Source organism: Ottowia sp. (genome assembly GCF_046348305.1).
In the GTDB taxonomy this organism is placed as follows: Bacteria; Pseudomonadota; Gammaproteobacteria; order Burkholderiales; family Burkholderiaceae_C; genus Ottowia.
In genome coordinates this window covers 80,191-98,967 of sequence record NZ_JAXMEM010000013.1, presented here as the reverse complement: position 1 = coordinate 98,967, position 18,777 = coordinate 80,191, and the positions used below count along the sequence as shown (strand labels likewise).

Genomic DNA, 18,777 nt, shown 5'->3' with positions numbered 1-18,777 from the left:
CAACCAAACCAACCGAAACCGCACCATTGCAGCGACCTGGCTCCTGCGAATCAAACGTCCGCAAAACAGGTCAAGTCATGATGTATTGCTGAATGTACGCTCGCGCACATCCCCGGCAAAAGCTCGAAAACCCTGAACAAATTCAGCGATTTGGACCACTGTTTGTCAGCCACATGTAAGACAAGGCGCGCCAGTGGGCACCGCGAAGTCGGCCATGCGCATGGTCACTTGGGCGCCAACCGGATCGCCCCATCCAGGCGGATCACCTCGCCGTTGAGCATGTCGTTCTCAAGGATGTGGCGCACCAGCTTGGCATAGTCCTCGGGCGTGCCCAGGCGGCTGGGAAACGGCACGCCGGCAGCCAGCGCGTCCTGCACCTCCTTGGGCATGCCAAACAGCATGGGGGTGCCGAAGATGCCCGGCGCGATGGTCATGTTGCGAATGCCGCTCTTCGCCAGGTCGCGCGCAATGGGCAGGGTCATGCCCACCACGCCGCCCTTGCTGGCCGCGTAGGCCGCCTGTCCGATCTGCCCGTCATAGGCGGCGATGCTGGCCGTCGAAATCAGCACGCCGCGCTCGCCCGTGGCCTCGGGCTCGTTCTTGCTCATGGCATCGGCGGCCAGCCGGATCATGTTGAAGCTGCCCACCAGGTTGACCATGATGGTGCGCGTGTAGACGTCCAGCTTGTGCGGACCGCTCTTGCCCACGGTCTTCTCGGCCGGCGCGATGCCGGCGCAATTGACCAAGCCTGCCAGCTTGCCCAGCGACGTCGCCTTGGCCACCGCCGCCTGGCCATCGGCCTCGCTGCTGACGTCGCACTTGACGAACACGCCACCGATGTCGCGCGCCACGGCCTCGCCCTTGTCGGCCTGCATGTCGGCGATGACCACCCGGCCACCGGCGCCTGCCAGCATGCGAGCGGTGCCCTCGCCCAAGCCGGATGCGCCACCGGTGACGATGAATACGTTGCCTTTGATCTGCATATCAAGCTCCTTGCTGCTCAATTCTTCAGGGGTCTGCATTATTGACGTGCACGCCAACACTGGGCGCACATGCGCTGCATCAACCGCGGCGCTCACAATACCCGCACGACCGTTCGATTCAGGGTTTACCTGAGTGGCCGACCCTCAAGCTGGGTCTAGACTGTGGCGAAATGCATCCGAAAGGAGGCGCACGTCGGGCCTCACGCGATGCATGGCAACGAGGAGAACGTTCATGGACATGAACCGGCGCCAGTTTTTCCGCGTGAGCGGGGCTGGCTTGGCGGCGTCCAGCCTGGTGGCCCTGGGTTTCTCGCCCACCGCCGCGCTGGCTGAAACACGCGCCTTCAAGCTGACCCACGCCACCGTCTCGCACAGCATCTGCCCCTACTGCTCCGTCAGCTGCGGCATGCTGATCTACAAGCTGGGCGACGAAGCCAAGAACGTTCGCGAGCGCGTGATCCACGTCGAGGGCGATCCGGACAATCCCGTCAGCCGCGGCTCGCTGTGCCCCAAGGGCTCGGGTGTGCTGGACATGATCAACTCGCCCGCCCGTGTCAAATACCCCGCCGTGCGCGAGCCCGGCAGCAAGGAGTGGAAGCGCATCAGCTGGGACGAGGCCATCACGCGCATCGCCAAGCGGATGAAGGCCGATCGCGACGCCAATTTTCAGACCAAGAACGCCGCAGGCACCACCGTCAACCGCTGGACGACCACCGGTTTTCTGATGTGCAGTTCATCCTCCAACGAGTCGAGCTACCTCACGGTGAAGGTGGCGCGCGGCCTGGGGATGGTGGGGATCGATACACAAGCACGCGTCTGACACGCGCCGACGGTGTCCAGTCTGGGCCCGACTTTCGGTCGCGGAGCGATGACCAACTCGTGGACCGACATCCGCAACACGGATCTCGTTCTCGTCATGGGCGGCAATGCCGCCGAAGCCCACCCCGTCGGCTTCAAGTGGGTGGTGGAGGCGATGGAAAAGCGCAAGGCCAAGCTGATCTCGGTCGACCCGCGCTTCAATCGCACGTCGGCGGTGGCCGACTTCTACGCGCCGATTCGCAACGGCACCGACATCGCCTTCCTCGGCGGTGTCATCAACTGGCTCTTGACCAACGACAAGATCCACCACGAATACGTCAAGTTCAACACCGACGCCACCTTCCTGACCAAGCCCGGCTTCGAGCTCAAGGACGGCGTCTTCAGCGGCTACGACGAGGCCAGGCGCAAGTACGACAAGTCCACCTGGGGTTACCAGCTGGGCGAGGACGGGTACGTTTTGGTCGACGACACCATGCAGGACCCGGCCTGCGTGTACCAGCAGCTCAAGAAACACTACAGCCGCTACACGCCCGAGATGGTCAGCAAGATCTGCGGCACGCCCAAGGACAAGTTCCTGAAGGTGTGCGAGATGCTGGGCGAGATGTCCGCGCCCGACAAGACCAGCACCATCTTGTACGCGCTGGGCTGGACGCAACACACCGTGGGCAGCCAGAACATCCGCACCATGGCCATGATCCAGCTGCTGCTGGGCAACATCGGCCGGCCGGGCGGCGGCGTGAACGCGCTGCGCGGGCACTCCAACGTGCAGGGCGTGACCGACATGAACGCCTACGCCGAGGTGTTCTCGGGCTATCTCAGCGCCCCGATGGACGGCGACGACACGTACGAAAAGTACCTGAAGCGCTGCACGCCCAAGCCCTTGCGGCCCAACCAGTTCAACTACTGGAGCAACTTCCCGCGCTTTTTCAACAGCCTGATGAAGTCCTACTTCGGCAAGGCCGCCACGCCGGAGAACAACTTCTGCTACGACTGGGTGCCCAAGCTGGAGGGCGGCTTTGACGCCATGCACCTGTTCGAGTTGATGCACCAGGGCAAGATGAACGGCTTCCTGTCGCAGGGCTTCAACCCGCTGGCCACGGTGCCCAACAAGAACAAGCTGTCGGCGGCGCTGGCCAAGCTGAAGTACCTGGTCGTCATCGACCCGCTCGAGACCGAGACGGCCGACTTCTGGCAGAACTTCGGCCCTTTCAACGACGCCAAGCCCGAAAACATCCAGACCGAGGTGTTCCGCCTGCCCAGCAACTGCTTTGCGGAAGAAGAAGGAAGCCTGACCAACTCCAGCCGCGTGGCGATCTGGAAGGAAGCGTCCATCGCCCTGCCGGGCGAGGCCAAGGTCGACTCCGAGATCATGGCGCTGCTGTTCGTCAAGCTGCGCGAGATGTACGCCAAGGAGGGCGGCGCCTTCCCCGACGCCATCGCCAACCTGGCCTGGGACTACGTGCAGCCCAAGGAACCCTCCTCGACCGAGCTGCTGCGCGAGATCAACGGCAAGGCCCTGGCCGACGTGCTGGCCCCGGCCGATCCGGCCAACCCGACGGCGCCGCGCGCGGTGCTGGTCAAGGCCGGCCAGCAGTTGCCCGGCTTTGCCATGCTGCGCGACGACGGCTCCACCGCCTGCGGCAACTGGCTGTACTCGGGCGCCTGGACCGAGGCCGGCAACATGACCGCGCGGCGCAGCCTGAACGACCCGACGGGCCTGGGCGTGTACCAGAACTTCGGCTTTGCCTGGCCCGCCAACCGCCGCATCCTGTACAACCGCGCCAGCGCCGACCCCAGCGGCAAGCCCTGGGCGCCCAACAAGAAGTACGAGTACTGGAACGGCAAGGCCTGGACCGGCGCCGACATCCCCGACATGATGCCGACCGCCGCGCCGGAGATGGGCATGGGCTCGTTCATCATGAACCCCGAGGGGGTGGCGCGACTGCATGCCATCGGCATGGCCGAGGGCCCCTTCCCCGAGCACTACGAACCCTTCGAGACGCCCATCGGCGTGAACCCACTGCACCCCGGCAACCCCAAGGCGCTCAGCAATCCCTGCGCCCGGGTGTTCAAGAGCGACATGGACGCCTTTGGCAAGAAGGAGGAGTTCCCGTACTCGGCCACCACCTACCGCCTGACCGAGCACTTCCACACCTGGACCAAGCACGCGCGGCTCAACGCCATCATCCAGCCCGAGTCCTTCGTCGAGATCAGCGAAGAGCTGGCCAAGGAAAAGGGCATCCGGCACGGCGACAGCGTCAAGGTCAGCAGCAACCGCGGACACATCGTCACCAAGGCGGTGGTCACCAAGCGCATCAAACCCTGGGACGTCAACGACCAGAAGGTGCACCTGGTGGGCATTCCCTTCCACTGGGGCTTCAAGGGCCAGACCAAGAACGGCTACCTGGCCAACACGCTGACGCCCTTCGTGGGCGACGCCAACTCGCAGACGCCTGAGTTCAAGGCGTTTCTCGTCAACATCGAGAAGGTATAGCCATGTCAAGCCTGCAAACCCAGGACGTGGTTGCCCGATCAGCCACCACCACCCCGCCACCGCAGGCGCGCTCGCACGTGCCCGAGGTCGCCAAGCTCATCGACGTCTCCAAGTGCATCGGCTGCAAGGCTTGCCAGGTGGCGTGCATGGAGTGGAACGACCTGCGTGACGAGGTGGGCACCAACGTCGGCGTATACACCAACCCGATGGACCTGACGGCGCAGTCATGGACCTTGATGCGCTTCTACGAGGTCGAGCCCGAGCCCAACCACCTCGAATGGCTGATCCGCAAGGACGGCTGCATGCACTGCGCCGACCCGGGTTGCCTGAAGGCCTGCCCCTCGCCCGGCGCCATCGTCAAGTACGCCAACGGCATCGTCGATTTCATCAGCGAGCACTGCATCGGCTGCGGCTACTGCATCAAGGGCTGCCCGTTCGACATCCCGCGCATGAACCCGGTGGACAACAAGGTCTACAAGTGCACCCTGTGCTCCGACCGCGTGGGCGTGGGCCTGGAGCCCTCCTGCGTCAAGGCCTGTCCCACCGGCGCCATCACCTTCGGCCCCAAGGACGACATGGTGACCTATGCCGAGCAGCGCGCGGCCGACCTGAAGGAGCGCGGCTACAAGAATGCCGGCCTGTACAACCCGGCGGGCGTGGGCGGCACCCACGTGATGTACGTGCTCAAGCACTCGGACCAGCCAGCCCTCACAGGCCTGCCGGCCAACCCCAGCATCAGCCCCTGGGTGTCGCTGTGGAAGGGCGTTTCCAAGCCCGTCGGCCTGGCCGTCATGGCCGGCGCCGCGTTTGCCGGCTGGTTTCACTACCTGCGCAAGGGCCCGCTGGAGGTCTCCGACGAAGACGAGGAAGCCGCCGCCGCTGAAGCCGGGCAAGGCACCCAAGGAGAGCCGCGATGAAAAAGCTCCAACTGCAGCGCTACAGCGCCGGCCAGCGCTCCAACCATTGGGCCGTGGTCACCTGCTTCGTGCTGGCGGCGGTCTCGGGTTTCGCGCTGTTCCATCCGGCGCTGTTCTGGCTGACGGCGCTGGTCGGTGGTCCGCAATGGGCGCGCATCCTGCACCCCTACCTCGGCATTGCCATGTTCGTGTTGTTCCTGGGCATGTTCTTCATGTTCGTGGGTGCCAACGTCTGGTGCAAGGAAGACTCGGCGTGGCTGAGCTCGGCCAGCAAGCTGATCTCCGAAGGCAACGCGGCGCAGATGCCACCGATCGGCAAATACAACGGCGGGCAGAAGCTGGTGTTCTGGCTGTTTGCCCTGTGCCTGATCGTGCTGCTGGCCACCGGCTTGCTGTTCTGGCAGGCCTGGTTCGCGCCCAGCGTGCCGATCTGGCTGCAGCGCATCGCCGTGGTGCTGCACGCGCTGGCGGCCTTCGGGCTGATTCTCACGGTCATCGTGCATGCCTATGCCGCCATCTGGGTCAAGGGCACCGTGCAGGCCATGACGCGCGGCACCGTCAGCGCCGGCTGGGCGCGGCACCACCATCCGCTGTGGTACCGTGAGCAAATCCAGGGCCGCTCGGCCAAGGCACAACCCAAGTGATGCCGCATTAACCCACCCTTCATTGCCGGCCGGTGCCCGCATCGGCGGCCGTTTTTCTTGCCTTGACCACGCCAACCCACCCATCCGAGCTGCCCTCCCCCGAGCAAATCGTCTTGCGCGCGGGCCTCGACATCCCGTCCTTCATCGCCCCCAAACCCACGGCGCTGTTTGCCGAGCGCGCGCTGCGCCTGCGCCAGTTGGCCGCCGGCCACGCGATGCGCGAATACCTGCTGCTGATGGCCGTGGTGTGCGAAGCCTTGCACGAGCGCGCGCAGGCGCACCCCGCGCTGCCGCCGCCCGACGCCGAATCCGTCGCCCAAGCCCTGGCCAGCGCCCAGCCCCCGCTCGCCCCCCAACGACTCGCGCGCGAGCCCTCGTGGCGCACCGAATGGCGCGCGGCCATGGCGCAGGTGTTGCAGCACCTGCCCGCCGACAGCCCCGCGCGCGCCACCGTGCAAGCCGTCATCGCCCTGCCCGACGCCGCGCTGGAGCAGCAGGCCGAGCGTTTGCTGGCCGGCATCACGCTGGGCCTGGACATGGCCGCCGCGCCGCTGATCGCCGCCGGCCTGCAGCTGTACTGGACCCAGCGCCTGGCCGCCACCGCGGCGGCGCAGCCCGACGCTTTCAAATCCTTCGCGCCGCCCGCCTCGCCCGCGCAGCACTGCCCCTGCTGCGGCAGCCTGCCCACGGCCAGCATCACGCGCGCCGGCCAGGGGTTCAAGGGCCAGCGCTATCTGCACTGCGCGCTGTGCAATGCCCAATGGCGCACCGAGCTGATCCACTGCTGCCACTGCGGCAGCGCCAAGGGCATTCAATACCAGGCCCTGCAGGCCGTGGGCGACGCCGGCACGCCCGACACCCGCGCCGCCGTCGAGGCCGAGACCTGCGAAGCCTGCCGCCACTACCTCAAGATCGTGCACATGGAGCGCGACGCGCACGTCGAGCCCATCGCCGACGACCTGGCCAGCCTCACGCTCGACCTGCTGGTGTCGGACGCCGGCTACCAGCGCCACGGCACCAATTTGCTGCTGCTGTTCGGCGACAGCGAACCCGCGCAACCGGAGCCGGCATGATGCGCCGGCCCGAAGAATCCGTGGTTCACGGTTCGCCGGCCCAGCCCAGCCAACGGCCCCTCGCGACACCGGAGCAACTGCCCGCCGTCGATCGCCTGCTGCACACGCCGGCCGTCCAGGCGCTGGCGGCCGAGCACGGCCACACCCTGATCGCCGGCCAGGCGCGGGCCCTGCTGGCCGAGCTGCGCCAGCAGGCGCTGGCCGGCGCGCTGGGCGCCGATGGCGTGGCGCTGCAGGCCCTGGCCGGCGCGCTGGAGCGGCGCGTGCAGCAGCGCCTGGCGCCGCGCCTGCGCGCCGTCATCAACCTCACGGGCACGGTGATCCACACCAACCTGGGCCGCGCCCCGCTGCCCGATGCCGCGCTGGCGCAGGTGCAGGCGCTGATGGCCAGCCCCAACAACCTCGAATACGAGCTGGCCACCGGCGGGCGCGGCGACCGCGACAGCCTGATCGAAGCCCTGCTGTGCGAGCTGACCGGCGCCGAGGCCGCCACCGTGGTCAACAACAACGCGGCGGCCGTGCTGCTGTGCCTGGCGGCGCTGGCCGCGCGCAAGGAGGTCATCGTCTCGCGCGGCGAGCTGGTGGAGATCGGCGGCGCCTTTCGCATGCCCGACGTGATGAAGAGCGCCGGCGCGCGCCTGGTCGAGGTCGGCACCACCAACCGCACCCATCTGCCCGACTACGAGCGCGCCATCACCGCCCGCACCGCGCTGCTGATGAAGGTGCACACCAGCAACTACGCGGTGCAGGGCTTCACCGCCGCGGCCTCCGAGGCCGTGCTGGCGCCCCTGGCCCGTGCCCGCGGCCTGCCCCTGGTCACCGACCTGGGCAGCGGCGCGCTGATCGACATGACGGCCTGGGGCCTGCCGGCCGAGCCCACGCCGCAGCAGATGCTGGCCGCCGGCTGCGACATCGTCACCTTCAGCGGCGACAAGCTGCTGGGCGGCCCGCAGGCCGGGCTGATCGTGGGGCGCAAAGACCTGGTGGCGCGCATCCGCAAGCACCCGCTCAAGCGCGCGCTGCGCCTGAGCAAGCTGCCGCTGGCGGCGCTGGAGGCCACGCTGCGCCTGTACCTGCGCCCCGAGCGGCTGGCGCGCGATCTGCCCACGCTGCGCCTGCTCACCCGCCCGCTGGCCGACATCGAGGCCGCGGCGCACGCGCTGCTGCCCGCCCTGCAAGCCGCGCTGGCGCCGCGCTTCACGGTCGAAGTCGTGGCCTTGCAGGGACAGATCGGTTCCGGCTCGCTGCCCGTCGAGCGGCTGCCTTCGGCCGGCCTGGCCATCGCCCCCACCGAGAAGAAAGGCGCCGGCCGCGCGCTGCAGCAACTGGCTGACGCGCTGCGCGCGCTGCCCATCCCGGTCATCGGCCGCATTCAGGACGAGCGCCTTCTGCTGGACCTGCGCTGCCTGGAGCGGGCGTCCGACTTTGTTGACCAAATCGGGCTGCTACGCTTGTCTGACAAGCGCGAGCAGCTCTCATATTGATAGCTCGATGATCATTGGCACCGCCGGCCACATCGACCACGGCAAGACCACGCTGGTACGCGCGCTGACCGGCGTGGACACCGACCGCCTGCCCGAGGAGAAAAAACGCGGCATCAGCATCGAGCTGGGCTACGCCTTCATGGACACGCCGGGCGGCCCGCGCATCGGCTTCATCGACGTGCCCGGCCACGAGCGCCTGGTGCACACCATGGTGGCCGGCGCCAGCGGCATCGACTTTGCGCTGCTGCTGGTGGCCGCCGACGACGGGCCCATGCCGCAAACGCGCGAGCACCTGGCCGTGCTCTCGCTGCTGGGCATTGCGCGCGGCGCCGTGGTCATCACCAAGATCGACCGCGCCGCGCCAAGCCGCGTGCAAGCCGTGCGCGAGGAAATGGCGGTGCTGCTCGACGGCACCGCGCTGGCGGGGGCGCCGATCCTGGCGGCATCGGCCGCCACCGGCGCGGGCATCGATGCGCTGCGCGCTCATCTTTTTGAAGCTGCTCGCGCCGATGGGGAAAGCGCTGGCGACCCATCCGAATCGCAAGCCTTCCGCCTCGCCATCGACCGCGCCTTCACCCTGTCCGGCACCGGCACCGTGGTCACCGGCACCATCCACGCCGGCCGCGTGCGCGTGGGCGACGAGCTGGCCGTGTCGCCCGCCGCGCACGGCGCGCCGCTGCGCGCGCGCGTGCGCAGCCTGCACGCGCAAAACCAGGCGGTTGAACAGGCCTGCGCCGGCCAGCGCTGCGCCGTGGCACTGGCCGGCGTGGCGCGCGACGCGGTGGCGCGCGGCCAGTGGCTGACCGACCCGGCCGTGGCGCTGGCCACGTCGCGGCTGGACCTGCAACTCACGCTGTGGCCGGGCGAGGCGCAGGCGCTGCGCTCGGGCGCGCACGTGCAGGCGCACATCGGCGCCGCGCACACCAATGCCACCGTCGCCCTGCTGGGCACCGACCGGCTGGCCCCCGGCGACACGGCGCTGGCGCAACTGGTGCTGCACGCACCGCTGGGCGCCTGGCACGGCGAGCGCGTGCTGCTGCGCGATGCCGCGGCCAGCCGCACCCTGGCCGGCGGCCAGGTGCTCGATCCGGATGGCCCCGCGCGCTACCGCCGCACGCCGCAGCGCCTGGCCCAGTTGCAGGCGCTGGGCCAGCGCAGCGTGGCCGAGCGCTTGCAGGCCCTGCTCGCCGTCGCGCCCCAGGGCGTCGATCTGGCGCGCTTTGCCATGGCCCAGGGCCTTGCCGCACCGCCCGACGACGCTGTCGCTGAAGGGGCGTTGGTGCAAGGCGGATTTGCGCTGGGCGCCGCGCAGGTCCAGGCGCACGCGGAGGCCGTGCTGCAAGCCTTGCAGAGCTTTCATGAAAAGCAGCCCGACGAGCTGGGCCCCGACACCGCGCGCCTGCGGCGGCTGGCCGCACCCCGCCTGCCCGCCCCGCTGTGGCAGGCGCTGGTGGCGCGGCTGGCGGCCCAGGGCCAGGTGGCGCTGCACGGCCCCGTGGCGCACCTGCCCACGCACGGCGCCGAGCTGTCGGCCACCGAAACCCGCATTGCGCAAAAGGTGGCGCCCGCGCTGGGCGCCTGCGGCTTCGAGGGTGCGTGGGCGCGCGACCTGGCACGCGACGCCGGCGAGCCCGAGCCGCTGGTGCGCACCACGCTGGCGCGGCTGGCGCGGCGCGGCGAGCTGCACCAGGTGGTCAAGGACCTGTACTACCCGCCGGGCGCCATGACTCGGCTGGCGGCGCTGGCGCGCGATGTCGGCGCCCGGCACACGGGCGAAGTGCAGGCGGCCGCCTTTCGCGACGCCACGGGCCTGGGCCGCAAGCGCGCCATCCAGATTCTGGAATACTTCGATCGCATCGGCCTGACCCGGCGCGTGGGCGACGTCCATCGCCTGCGCGCCGAAACCGAACTTTTGCAATGACCAAAACGGAAAGGCAACCATCCTGGTGGGTGGGCCGGGCTTCAAACCCGGTGGGTGGCGCCAAGCGTCGCCGGGTGGGTTCGACTCCCATACCTTTCCGCCAGCAAACGCCCGCCCCCAGTCTCCACTCGCTGCGCGATGTTGCGCCTCCCCCCTCACGGGGGCATCGCCCCTGGCCGGGGAGACCCCGGCCACGGCGATCGTTGGCATGGCTTGCTCCGCAGCCCCGTGGCTCTTTGGGTTTTTTGCGCTGCCGACGATGGATGCGCCGTCGCGCATGGCCTGGCGTGACCTGCTCCACCACCCCACGGCTTTTTGGGCTCTTGGCGCTGCCGACGATGGATGCGCCGTGGAGCACGGGCTTGCATGGCCTGCTCCGCGGCCTTCTGGCTCTTCGGGTTATTGGCGCTGCCGACAGCGGACGCTCTACGCGGTGCTGCGATGAGTAGCGCCACCGAATCCGCTCTCACCGCCCTGCCCGCCGATCTGCACGTGCTGGTCGACCACCAGGTTTGGGCGCGGGTGCACGACGACGGCACGGCGACGGTGGGGATCACGCCGCTGGGGATCGCGCTGTCGGGCGAAGTCTTCATGTGCCGGCCCAAGCGGGTGGGCAGTGTGGTGGCGCAGGGCGGCACGATCGCGGTGGTGGAGCTGTCCAAGTCCATCGTGGCCGTCAAGTCGCCCGTCAGCGGCACGGTGCTCGAAGTCAATCCGGCGCTGGACGATCGCCCCGACTGGGTGCACCGCGAGCCCTGTGGCGCGGGCTGGATCGCGCGGCTGCGCCTGACGGACCTGGCCGCCGACCAGGCCCGGTTGCTGCACGGGCCGGCACTCGAGGCCGCCATGGCCGAGCATGCGCGCGCCCATGCGCACGCGCTTGACTGCGGCGCCACCGGCCGCCCGGACACGCCGCCATGAGCTTTGCCGAGGACAGCGTCGCGGGCGTGGCCATCCTGCTGTGGGCGGCCGACCCGGCCGCGCCCGAGCGGCTGGCCACGCCCTTTTTCCACGCCGCCGCCGCGGCCGCCATGGAGGTGCCGGTGGAGCTGTACTTCAGCGCCGCCAGCGTGCACCTGCTGGTGCCGGGCGTGGCCGCACGCCTGCGCGCCAGCCCGCGGGTGGACAAGAGCATTGCCGACAACATCACCGAAGCGGTGGCGCTGGGTGCGCGCCTGTTTGCCTGCAGCGACGCCCTGCACGCCCAGGGCCTGGACGCGGCGCCGCTGTGGCCCGGTTGCCAGCGCGGCGGCGCCGTGCAATTCATGGCCCGCGCCATCGACCGGCGCTGGCGCGCGCTGGTGTTTTGATCGCCATCCGGGCCATCCGCGCCGTCAGCGCGCCGCCTCGCGCTCGACCACGCAAAAGCTCACCGCATAGTCGCTCTCGTCACTCAGCGTGATGTGCGCCTGCAGGCCGCGCGCCTCGAACCAGGTCTTGAGCTCGCCGTGCAGCACGATGCACGGCGCGCCGCCCGGTGCGTTGGCGATCTCGCAGCGGCGCCAGTGCATGGGCAGGCGCATGCCCAGGCCGATGGCCTTGCTGAAGGCCTCCTTGGCCGAAAAGCGCGTGGCCAGGTAGCGCAAGCCGCGCCCGGGCCAACGCGCGCTGCGCCGGCGCCAGATTGCCAGCTCGCCCTCGCTCAGGATCTTTTGGGCAAAGCGCTCGCCATGGCGCTCGAAGCTGGCGCGGATGCGGCGAATGTCGCAGATGTCGGTGCCAATGCCGTAAATCATGCGTTCACAAGGAAAAATGGACACCAGCGCTTGCCTTGCCTGCGCAAGCAGCTATCAAATCAGGATTTGTCACCGCTGGCGATGCACGCCAGATAGGCCTGCGTGGTGGCCGCATAGCCCAGTTCCAGCGCATCGGCGATGAAGGCATGGCCGATCGACACCTCGGCCAGGCCGGGCACGGCGCGCACGAAGGCGGCCAGGTTGTCGCGGTTGAGGTCGTGGCCGGCGTTGACGCCCAGGCCGGCATCCAGCGCGGCCTGCGCGGCGGCGGCGTAGCGCTGCAACTGCGCGGCCTGATCGGGCGTGCCCCAGGCGGCGGCGTAGGGCTCGGTGTAGAGCTCGACGCGGTCGGCGCCCACGGCGCGGGCGGCGGCCATCTGATCCGGCATTGGGTCCATGAACAGGCTGACCCGCACGCCCAGCGCGTGGCATTCGGCAATCAGGGGCCGCAGGCGCTCGGCATCCCTGGACAAACTCCAGCCATGGTCGCTGGTGAACTGGCTCTCGCTGTCGGGCACGAAGGTGGCCTGCTGCGGGCGCATGTCCCGGCCCGCAAGCGCGCGGATGAAGTCCAGCAGGTTCTGCGTGGGGTTGCCCTCGATGTTGAATTCGGCGCGGGGCCACTGCTTCATCAACGCGGCCAGTTCGAACACGTCCTGCGGGCGGATGTGGCGCCCGTCGGGCCGCGGGTGCACGGTGACGCCGTGCGCACCGGCTTGCAGGCACAGCGTGGCGGCGCGCGTGACGCTGGGAATGCCCAGGTGGCGCGTGTTGCGCACCAGGGCGACCTTGTTGACGTTGACGGATAGCTGGACGGTCATGGTGCGGTCGATCGGGTTTTCAGGCGCTGCAAATCCAGCATGAGCTGGCGCGTGCGCAAGGTGCTGCCACCGCCATGGTAGTGGAGCAGCTCGCGCAATTGCTGGCGCAGCCGCGCCTGCTGCGCCAGCGGCCAGTGGGCGACCGCCTGCAGCGTGGCGCTGAATGCCGCCTCGTCGCCCAGGGCCGCGGCCAGCGCCTGCCAGGCCAGGCCGGGCAGCCACGCGCCATCGTCGTCGCCGTGCGCCTCGCGCAGGCCGCCTTCGGCCACCAGGCGATAGCCGGTGTCGCCCTCGATCGGCGCCAGCGTCAGGCTCTGCGCATCGAGCGCCGGCAGGTGTCCGGTCTCGCGCAGCAGCAGCAGCTCGAAGGCGCGCAGCGCGGCGGGCGACAGGACTTCGGCGTCGGGCGAGGCCAGCACATGGACCAGCGCGGCATAGGCGTCGAACAGACGTGGGTGCGCGTCCTCGCGTGCCAGCAGGCGCAGCAGCAGCTCGTTGGCGTAATAGCCCGACAGCAGCGCCTCGCCCGTGGGCATCACCAGCCCGCCGCCCCATTCGGCGCCCTTGAGCGTGCGGATCTCGCCCTCGCCGCCCCAGGACAGCAGCAGCGGCTGCAAGGGCAGCAGCACCGGCCGAAAGTTGGATGACGGCCGCTTGGCCCCCTTGGCCACCAGCGCCATGCGCCCGTGCGAGCGCGTGAAGGCCTCCACGATCAGGCTGGACTCGCTCCAGTCATAGTGGTGCAGGACGTAGGCGGGTTCGTGGGTGACGCGGTGGGAGGGCATTGGAGAGGAATCGGACTACCGGACGCAGAGGTCGCAAAAATTCGCTGAGGACGCAAAAGGAACAACCAAGAAGCTCTTTGCATCTTTCGCGTTCTCTGCGAAGCCTTTGCGTCCTCTGCGTCCGGTATCCGCATCCGCTTTCGCGGGGCTCACTCGTAGCCGAACGAGCGCACGCGCGCCTCGTCGTCGGCCCAGCCCGAGCGCACCTTGACCCACAGCTCGACGAACACCTTGCAGTCCATCAGTTTCTCAAGCTCTTGCCGGGCCTCGGTGCCGATGCGCTTCAGGCGCTCGCCCTTCTCGCCGATGATCATGGCCTTGTGGCCGTCGCGCTCGACCACGATGGTGGCGGCGATGCGCACCATGCGGCCGTGGGCGCGGCTTTTTTCCTCGGCAAACTGGTCGATCACCACGGTGGAGGTGTAGGGCAACTCGTCGCCCGTCAGGCGAAACAGCTTCTCGCGCACCACCTCGGCAGCCAGGAATTTCTCGCTGCGGTCGGTCAGCTCGTCTTCGCCATACCACCAGGGCTGCTCGGGCAGGTAGCGCGCGCAGACATCCAGCAGCCGGGCCACGTCGCGCGGATTCTTGGCCGACATCGGCACGAATTCGGCAAAGGGGTGGCGCTCGGCCATGCCTTTGAGCCAGGGTGCCAGCTCGGCGCGGCGATGGACCGTGTCGAGCTTGTTGGCCACCAGCAGCGCGGGCGTACCGGGCTTGAGCAGTGACAGCACCTTGGCATCGCCCAGGGTGAAGTTGCCGGCTTCGACCACGAACAGCACCAGATCGACGCCATCGATGGCGCCCAGCACAGTCTTGTTGAGCGACTTGTTGAGCGCGCTGCTGTGGCGGGTTTGAAAGCCGGGCGTGTCGACAAACACGTACTGCGTGCCGCCGCCCTGCTCGTCCGCGCGCGTGCGAATGCCGGTGATGCGGTGGCGCGTGGTCTGCGCCTTGCGACTGGTGATGCTGATCTTCTGCCCGACCAGGGCATTGAGCAGCGTGGACTTGCCCACGTTGGGGCGGCCCACGATGGCGATCAGGCCACAACGCTGCGTGGGCACCGGATTTTGATCGGATTGGCTTGCAACGCCCTGTGGGCCTGCGCTGTCAGCTATTGTTTCAGAAGCATTCATGGTGATGGAGTGTCCAGCAGGCGCAGCATGGCGACGGCGGCGTCCTGCTCGGCGGCGCGGCGCGACGGGCCCTGGCCGATGGCTTGAAGCGCCAGTTGCGCCACAGTGCACCGCACCTCGAAGGTCTGGCGGTGCGCCGCACCCAAGACCTGCGTGACCTCATACTGCGGCAGCGCCATCTTGCGACCTTGCAGCCATTCCTGCAAGCGGGTCTTGGCGTCCTTGGCGGCGGCCGACATGGCGGGCGAGATCTCGACCTGCTCGAACAGCCGCCGGATCAGAGCGTCGGCAGCGCCGTGGCCGCCATCCAGATAAACCGCGCCGATGAGCGCCTCCAGCGCGTCGGCCAGGATGGACGGGCGGCGTTGCCCCCCCGAGTGCAGTTCGCCCTCGCCCAGGCGCAGCAGGGGCGGCACGCCCAGCTTGAGCGCCAGCTGGTGCAGGCTGTCCTGGCGCACCAGCTGGGCGCGCAGGCGCGACAAATCGCCCTCGGCGCCCTCGCCCAGTGCCTCGTACAGCATGTGGGCCACGCCCAGGCCCAGCACCGAGTCGCCCAGGAATTCGAGGCGCTCGTTGTGGTCGGCCGAGAAGCTGCGGTGCGTCAGCGCGCGTTGCAGCAGGGCCGGGTTGGCAAAACGGTGTTGCAGACGATGCTCGAGCGCCTGCAGTTCGGGCGACAGCGCCGGCTTGGCGGGGCGCCGTGACTTAGTCGTAACCACCCGCGGAAGAACCCCGGTATTTGATCAGCAGGTAGGCCGGGCCGAACAAGGGAATTTCCTTGTCGTAGGCAAAGCGCACCACGATCTTGTCGTTGACCTTGGTGACCTCCAGGTCCTTGCCGCTGATCGAGTCGATGTAGTCCACCGACGCCGTGCGGTCGAAGGACGCGCGCACGGCCGGCACGGTGTCGCCGTCGCTGGCGGCCTTCTTGACGGCCTTGACGATGGACATGTACTCGCTGGCCGTGGGCACCACCTTGGCGCCGACGATGGCCAGAAAGGCCAGCACCACGCCCAGAAACAGCAGGCCGATGAAGGAAATGCCGCGTTGGCGCGCAGCGTTGGAATGCGTCATGTGAACTCCCTCCAAACCGTCAATGGAACGAACCGATGCGCCCCAGGTTGCCGAAGTTCATCCAGACGAAGAACGCCCGTCCGATGATGTTGCCTTCGGGCACGAAGCCCCAGTAGCGCGAATCCAGCGAATTGTCGCGGTTGTCACCCATCATGAAGTATTGCCCCTCGGGCACCTTGCAGGTCACCCCCTCGATGCTGTAGCGGCAATTATCCCGGTACGGAAAGGCGTCGGGGTTGCCGATGAAGGCCGCGCGCCGCGTATCCACGATGATGTCGTGACGAACGTCACCGAGTTGCTCGTTGAACTGCTTGAAGTACTCCATCGTGGACTCGTCGAAGAAGTCCGAAACGGCGGTCTGGGGCACTTCCTTGCCGTTGATGGTCAGGCGCTTGTTCAGGTAGGACACCTCGTCGCCCGGCAGGCCGATCACGCGCTTGATGTAGTCCACGCTGGGCTTGGGCGGGTAGCGAAACACCACCACGTCGCCACGCTGCACCGCGTGGCCCTCGGTCAGCCGCGTGTTGGCCACCGGCAGGCGCAGGCCGTAGGTGAACTTGTTCACCAGAATCAGGTCGCCGATCAGCAGCGTCGGAATCATCGAGCCCGAGGGAATCTTGAAGGGCTCGAACACGAAGGAGCGCAGCAGAAAGACGATCAGGATCACCGGGAACAGCCCGGCCGTCCAGTCCAGCCACCAGGGTTGCGCCAGCAGGCGGTCGGTGGTGAGCTTGGCATCGGCCTGATCGACCTGCGTGATGCCCTGCGCGGCCAATTCGGTGCGTCGGCGTTGCAACTGGTCCTGCGCGGCCTGGGCCGCGGCGCGCCGGCGCGGCAGGAAGATGAAGCGGTCGGCCAGCCAGTAGATGCCGGTGACCACCGTGGCCAGCAGCAGCAGCAGGGCGAAGTTGCCCTCGATGCTGCCCGTGTACCAGGCCGCGCCATACGCCACGAAGGCGGCCAGGATGATGGCGGTGAGGATCGGCATCATTCCTCCACCTGCAAGATGGCCAAAAAGGCCTCTTGCGGCACCTCGACCGAACCGATCTGCTTCATTCGCTTCTTGCCTGCCTTCTGCTTTTCCAACAATTTGCGCTTTCGGGTGATGTCGCCGCCGTAGCATTTTGCCAGCACGTTCTTGCGCAAGGCCTTGATGTTCTCGCGCGCGATGATGTTGGCGCCGATGGCCGCCTGGATGGCCACGTCGAACTGCTGGCGGCTGATGATCTCGCGCATCTTGGCGGCCACGGCCCGGCCGCGGTATTGCGCCTGGCTGCGGTGCACGATGATCGACAGCGCGTCCACCCGCTCGCCGTTGAGCAGGATGTCCACCTTGACCACGTCCGAGGCGCGGTACTCCTTGAACTCGTAGTCCATCGACGCATAGCCGCGGCTGACGGATTTGAGCTTGTCAAAGAAGTCCAGCACGATCTCGCCCAGCGGCAGCTCGTAGGTCAGCATGACCTGGCGGCCGTGGTATTGCATGTTGATCTGCACGCCGCGCTTCTGGTTGCACAGGGTCATCACCGGGCCCACGTAGTCCTGCGGCATGAACAGGTGCACGGTGACGATGGGCTCGCGGATTTCCTGGATGCGTGCCGCATCGGGCATCTTGGAAGGGTTCTCCACCAGGATCACCTCGCCGTCGCCCTTCTCGACCTGATAGACCACGCTGGGCGCGGTGGTGATCAGGTCCTGGTCGAACTCGCGCTCCAGGCGCTCTTGCACGATCTCCATGTGCAGCAGACCCAGAAAGCCGCAGCGAAAACCAAAGCCCAGCGCCTGGCTGACCTCGGGCTCGAAGCGCAGCGACGAGTCGTTGAGCTGCAGCTTCTCCAGGCTGTCGCGCAACTGGTCGTACTGGTTGGCCTCGGTCGGGTACAGGCCCGCGAACACCTGCGGCTGCACCTCCTTGAAGCCCGGCAACGGCTTGTCGGCCGGCCCCAGGTTGTTGGGCAGCTTCTTGTCCAGCGTGATGGTGTCGCCCACCTTGGCGGCCTTCAGCTCCTTGATGCCGGCGATGATGTAGCCCACCTCGCCGGCCTTCAGCTGTTCGCGCTGCACGTTGGCGGGGGTGAACACGCCCAGCTGGTTGGCCTCATACGCCGCGCCGGTGGCCATCATGCGAAAGCGTTCGCCCTTGTTCAGTTCGCCATCGACCACGCGCACCAGCATCACCACGCCCACATAGGCGTCGAACCAGCTGTCGATGATCATGGCGCGCAAGGGCGCATCCAGCTTGCCGCGCGGCGCCGGCACCTTGGCGACGATCTGCTCGAGCACCTCGTCGATGCCCATGCCGGTCTTGGCCGAGATGGCGATCGCCTCGCTCGCGTCGATGCCGATCACGTCCTCGATCTCGGCCTTGGCGCTCTCCGGGTCGGCCTGCGGCAAGTCCATCTTGTTGAGCACGGGCAGCACCTCGACGCCCAGGTCCAGCGCGGTGTAGCAGTTGGCCACCGTCTGCGCCTCGACACCCTGCGAGGCATCGACGACCAGCAGCGCGCCCTCGCACGCCGACAGCGAACGCGAGACCTCATACGAGAAGTCCACGTGGCCCGGCGTGTCGATCAGGTTGAGGTTGTAGACCTTGCCATCGCGCGCTGTGTAGTGCAGCGCGGCGGTCTGCGCCTTGATGGTTATCCCCCGCTCTTTCTCGATGTCCATCGAGTCGAGCACCTGCGACTGCATCTCGCGCTCGGCCAGCCCGCCGCAGCGCTGAATCAGGCGATCGGCCAGCGTCGATTTGCCGTGATCGATGTGCGCAATGATTGAAAAATTTCTGATGTGATCCATCAAGGAACGAAGGCAAGTGATTGATTGCGCTTTGATCACGCACGAAAAAAGGGCGCGCACTGAATGTGACGCGCCCTCAACCAACAATCTATGG

Annotated in this window: 17 protein-coding genes and 1 tRNA gene; 9 read left to right on the top strand and 9 right to left on the bottom strand. The window is 67.8% G+C overall.

Annotated features, from left to right (window positions below; genetic code table 11):
* Nucleotides 1-224: 224 nt before the first annotated feature.
* Nucleotides 225-983 carry a 3-hydroxyacyl-CoA dehydrogenase gene (locus U1F38_RS15520; protein WP_409987973.1) on the bottom strand — a complete coding sequence of 253 codons (759 nt, stop codon included), beginning with the start codon at nucleotides 981-983 and terminating at the stop codon, nucleotides 225-227.
* A 232-nt stretch (nucleotides 984-1,215) separates the two neighbouring features.
* Here U1F38_RS15520 and fdnG point away from each other — a divergent pair, with 232 nt between their 5' ends.
* The 9 genes from fdnG to U1F38_RS15475 all read left to right on the top strand — a co-directional run bounded on the left by fdnG (nucleotide 1,216) and on the right by U1F38_RS15475 (nucleotide 11,645).
* Complete coding sequence (fdnG, locus tag U1F38_RS15515) at nucleotides 1,216-4,296, top strand: formate dehydrogenase-N subunit alpha (RefSeq protein WP_409987972.1); 3,081 nt, start codon at nucleotides 1,216-1,218, stop codon at nucleotides 4,294-4,296.
* Between the two features lie 2 nt (nucleotides 4,297-4,298).
* On the top strand, nucleotides 4,299-5,213 hold the full coding sequence (fdxH, locus tag U1F38_RS15510; protein WP_409987971.1) for a formate dehydrogenase subunit beta: 915 nt from the start codon (nucleotides 4,299-4,301) through the stop codon (nucleotides 5,211-5,213).
* Nucleotides 5,210-5,857: a formate dehydrogenase subunit gamma gene (locus tag U1F38_RS15505; protein WP_409987970.1), complete on the top strand. Its 648-nt coding sequence runs from the start codon at nucleotides 5,210-5,212 to the stop codon at nucleotides 5,855-5,857. Before fdxH ends, U1F38_RS15505 begins: the two co-directional genes overlap by 4 nt.
* Nucleotides 5,858-5,919: 62 nt before the next feature.
* Nucleotides 5,920-6,930, top strand: coding sequence for a formate dehydrogenase accessory protein FdhE (gene fdhE / locus U1F38_RS15500; protein WP_409987969.1), 1,011 nt, complete (start codon nucleotides 5,920-5,922; stop codon nucleotides 6,928-6,930).
* Complete coding sequence (gene selA, locus U1F38_RS15495; protein ID WP_409987977.1) at nucleotides 6,930-8,414, top strand: L-seryl-tRNA(Sec) selenium transferase; 1,485 nt, start codon at nucleotides 6,930-6,932, stop codon at nucleotides 8,412-8,414. The genes fdhE and selA overlap by 1 nt, the downstream gene beginning before the upstream one ends.
* A 7-nt stretch (nucleotides 8,415-8,421) precedes the next feature.
* The gene (gene selB / locus U1F38_RS15490) at nucleotides 8,422-10,335 is read left to right on the top strand and encodes a selenocysteine-specific translation elongation factor (protein WP_409987968.1); all 1,914 of its coding nucleotides are present in this window, start codon (nucleotides 8,422-8,424) and stop codon (nucleotides 10,333-10,335) included.
* Nucleotides 10,336-10,342: 7 nt separating this feature from the next.
* Nucleotides 10,343-10,438, top strand: a tRNA-Sec gene (locus U1F38_RS15485).
* 338 nt (nucleotides 10,439-10,776) lie between these two features.
* Nucleotides 10,777-11,256 carry a glycine cleavage system protein H gene (locus U1F38_RS15480; RefSeq protein WP_409987967.1) on the top strand — a complete coding sequence of 160 codons (480 nt, stop codon included), beginning with the start codon at nucleotides 10,777-10,779 and terminating at the stop codon, nucleotides 11,254-11,256.
* On the top strand, nucleotides 11,253-11,645 hold the full coding sequence (locus U1F38_RS15475; protein WP_409987966.1) for a DsrE family protein: 393 nt from the start codon (nucleotides 11,253-11,255) through the stop codon (nucleotides 11,643-11,645). The genes U1F38_RS15480 and U1F38_RS15475 overlap by 4 nt, the downstream gene beginning before the upstream one ends.
* A 24-nt stretch (nucleotides 11,646-11,669) precedes the next feature.
* On the opposite strand, the gene acpS is transcribed toward U1F38_RS15475, so the two are convergent.
* From acpS to lepA, 8 genes are all read right to left on the bottom strand, one after another.
* Entirely contained in the window at nucleotides 11,670-12,071 is a 402-nt protein-coding gene (gene acpS, locus U1F38_RS15470; RefSeq protein ID WP_409987965.1) for a holo-ACP synthase, read from the bottom strand.
* Nucleotides 12,072-12,130: 59 nt separating this feature from the next.
* Complete coding sequence (locus U1F38_RS15465) at nucleotides 12,131-12,892, bottom strand: pyridoxine 5'-phosphate synthase (RefSeq protein WP_409987964.1); 762 nt, start codon at nucleotides 12,890-12,892, stop codon at nucleotides 12,131-12,133.
* Nucleotides 12,889-13,677, bottom strand: a complete 789-nt coding sequence (recO, locus tag U1F38_RS15460; RefSeq protein ID WP_409987963.1) for a DNA repair protein RecO — start codon at nucleotides 13,675-13,677, stop codon at nucleotides 12,889-12,891. Before recO ends, U1F38_RS15465 begins: the two co-directional genes overlap by 4 nt.
* 149 nt (nucleotides 13,678-13,826) lie before the next feature.
* On the bottom strand, nucleotides 13,827-14,813 hold the full coding sequence (era, locus tag U1F38_RS15455) for a GTPase Era (protein ID WP_409987962.1): 987 nt from the start codon (nucleotides 14,811-14,813) through the stop codon (nucleotides 13,827-13,829).
* Nucleotides 14,810-15,493, bottom strand: coding sequence for a ribonuclease III (gene rnc, locus U1F38_RS15450; RefSeq protein ID WP_409987976.1), 684 nt, complete (start codon nucleotides 15,491-15,493; stop codon nucleotides 14,810-14,812). The genes era and rnc overlap by 4 nt, the downstream gene beginning before the upstream one ends.
* A gap of 25 nt (nucleotides 15,494-15,518) precedes the next feature.
* Entirely contained in the window at nucleotides 15,519-15,887 is a 369-nt protein-coding gene (locus tag U1F38_RS15445) for a DUF4845 domain-containing protein (RefSeq protein ID WP_409987961.1), read from the bottom strand.
* A 19-nt stretch (nucleotides 15,888-15,906) separates the two neighbouring features.
* A complete protein-coding gene (gene lepB / locus U1F38_RS15440) occupies nucleotides 15,907-16,875 on the bottom strand; it encodes a signal peptidase I (protein WP_409987960.1) in 969 nt (322 codons plus the stop codon).
* Nucleotides 16,875-18,683 (bottom strand): translation elongation factor 4, encoded by a 1,809-nt coding sequence (lepA, locus tag U1F38_RS15435; protein WP_409987959.1) that lies wholly within the window; start codon nucleotides 18,681-18,683, stop codon nucleotides 16,875-16,877. Before lepA ends, lepB begins: the two co-directional genes overlap by 1 nt.
* Between the last annotated feature and the right edge of the window lie 94 nt (nucleotides 18,684-18,777).

What these genes read in the sequence shown, in the direction of transcription:
- U1F38_RS15465 (WP_409987964.1), bottom strand. Translation starts at nt 12,892, where the DNA reads ATGACCGTCCAGCTATCCGTCAACGTCAACAAGGTCGCCCTGGTGCGC.
- U1F38_RS15475 (WP_409987966.1), top strand. Translation starts at nt 11,253, where the DNA reads ATGAGCTTTGCCGAGGACAGCGTCGCGGGCGTGGCCATCCTGCTGTGG.
- lepB (WP_409987960.1), bottom strand. Translation starts at nt 16,875, where the DNA reads ATGCCGATCCTCACCGCCATCATCCTGGCCGCCTTCGTGGCGTATGGC.
- U1F38_RS15505 (WP_409987970.1), top strand. Translation starts at nt 5,210, where the DNA reads ATGAAAAAGCTCCAACTGCAGCGCTACAGCGCCGGCCAGCGCTCCAAC.
- U1F38_RS15480 (WP_409987967.1), top strand. Translation starts at nt 10,777, where the DNA reads ATGAGTAGCGCCACCGAATCCGCTCTCACCGCCCTGCCCGCCGATCTG.
- acpS (WP_409987965.1), bottom strand. Translation starts at nt 12,071, where the DNA reads ATGATTTACGGCATTGGCACCGACATCTGCGACATTCGCCGCATCCGC.
- selA (WP_409987977.1), top strand. Translation starts at nt 6,930, where the DNA reads ATGCGCCGGCCCGAAGAATCCGTGGTTCACGGTTCGCCGGCCCAGCCC.
- lepA (WP_409987959.1), bottom strand. Translation starts at nt 18,683, where the DNA reads ATGGATCACATCAGAAATTTTTCAATCATTGCGCACATCGATCACGGC.
- recO (WP_409987963.1), bottom strand. Translation starts at nt 13,677, where the DNA reads ATGCCCTCCCACCGCGTCACCCACGAACCCGCCTACGTCCTGCACCAC.
- era (WP_409987962.1), bottom strand. Translation starts at nt 14,813, where the DNA reads ATGAATGCTTCTGAAACAATAGCTGACAGCGCAGGCCCACAGGGCGTT.
- U1F38_RS15520 (WP_409987973.1), bottom strand. Translation starts at nt 983, where the DNA reads ATGCAGATCAAAGGCAACGTATTCATCGTCACCGGTGGCGCATCCGGC.
- U1F38_RS15445 (WP_409987961.1), bottom strand. Translation starts at nt 15,887, where the DNA reads ATGACGCATTCCAACGCTGCGCGCCAACGCGGCATTTCCTTCATCGGC.
- selB (WP_409987968.1), top strand. Translation starts at nt 8,422, where the DNA reads ATGATCATTGGCACCGCCGGCCACATCGACCACGGCAAGACCACGCTG.
- fdxH (WP_409987971.1), top strand. Translation starts at nt 4,299, where the DNA reads ATGTCAAGCCTGCAAACCCAGGACGTGGTTGCCCGATCAGCCACCACC.